At 36.8% G+C, this 1,533-nt stretch carries 2 protein-coding genes; one reads left to right on the forward strand and one right to left on the reverse strand.

The genetic code is table 11. The annotated features are described in order from the left end of the window. Positions 1-325 (reverse strand): hypothetical protein (locus HRT72_11765; GenBank protein NQY68382.1); only part of this gene is annotated, 325 nt, incomplete at its 3' end. Between the two features lie 71 nt (positions 326-396). On the opposite strand from HRT72_11765, the gene HRT72_11770 reads away from it, so the two are divergent. Further along, positions 397-1,533, forward strand: a 1,137-nt coding sequence (locus HRT72_11770) for an aldehyde dehydrogenase family protein (protein NQY68383.1), incomplete at its 3' end; no start/stop codon positions are given.

Consider the following 1,533-nt stretch of genomic DNA (forward strand, 5'->3'; position numbering starts at 1 on the left):
AATATCCTATAGATGAAATCAAGTATTCAATTCCTTGATCAATGTTACCCGATCGAAACAAATGACTCCCTAGAATTCTAGTTCCAATCGCTCTTGCAAATTCGTCCTCCTTTTCGGAAGCATCCATTAATAGTTCAATTGCAATAACTTTAACTGAATCCAAATCCGATCTGAGGTAATTATTCCACAATTCTAAGCCTAGTTCAGCCTTATGACGAATATCATCTTCGTTTAAAAATTCTGAATAACTTATTTGAGCACGAGAATTTTGCGAAATAAAAAATTGCGTAAAAAGTATCAGCGAATAAATTCGAAAATTCCTCATAGTGGTTCCGGTCAAAAAAGACATTGCAAGGATAAACAACAATCGTTACTTTTGCAACAAAATAAATAAATATGTCAAACGCACTAAATAAAGTTCCTGAAGCAGTAAACGAGCCTGTTAGGGCTTATGCACCAGGATCTTCAGAACATACAAACTTAATTGATACGTACAAAAGAATGTACAATCAAGACCCTATCGATGTACCTATGTATATTGGTGGTAAAGAAGTTCGTACAGATAATAAAATGCCGATGACTCCTCCGCATGAACATGGAAAGGTATTGGGTCATTTTAATTATGGCGATGCATCTCACGTAAATGACGCAATTGATGCTGCAATGGCTGCGAAAGAGGAATGGGCAAACCTTCCATGGGAACATCGTGCTGCTATCTTTTTAAAGGCTGCTGATTTGTTGGCTGGACCATTCAGAGATAGAATGAATGCTTCAACTATGTTGGCACAATCTAAAAATGTATTTCAAGCAGAAATTGATGCGGCATGTGAATTAATTGACTTTTTCAAATTCAACGTTCAATATATTACTCAAATCTATAGTGAACAACCGGATTCATTACCAGGAATGTGGAACAGATTAGAATACCGTCCTTTAGAAGGATTTGTATTTGCTATTACTCCATTCAACTTTACTTCTATTTGTGCAAACCTATGTGCTGCTCCAGCAATGATGGGAAACACAATTGTATGGAAGCCAGCTGAATCTCAAATGTATTCTGCTCAAGTAATTATGGAATTGTTTAAAGCTGCTGGTTTACCAGATGGTGTAATCAATTTGATTTCAGTTGATGGACCAGTTGCTGGTGATGTTGTATTTAAACATAGAGATTTCGCAGGATTGCATTTCACAGGGTCTACTGGAGTGTTTAGACACTTATGGCAAGAAATTGGAAACAACATTGGAAACTATAAGAGCTACCCAAGAGTCGTTGGTGAAACGGGTGGCAAAGATTTCATCATGGTTCACAAATCGTCTGATCCTGCTCAAGTTGCTACGGCAATTACGAGAGGATCTTTCGAATTCCAAGGTCAAAAATGTTCTGCTTCTTCGAGAGCATACGTACCAAATAACATTTGGGACGAAGTTAAATCAATCATCGTTGAACAAGTGAATTCATTTAAAATGGGTTCTCCAGAAGACACTTCAAACTTCATCAACGCAGTAATTGACGAAAAATCATTTGATAATATC

It is taken from the genome of Flavobacteriales bacterium, from assembly GCA_013214975.1.
Lineage (GTDB): Bacteria > Bacteroidota > Bacteroidia > DT-38 > DT-38 > DT-38.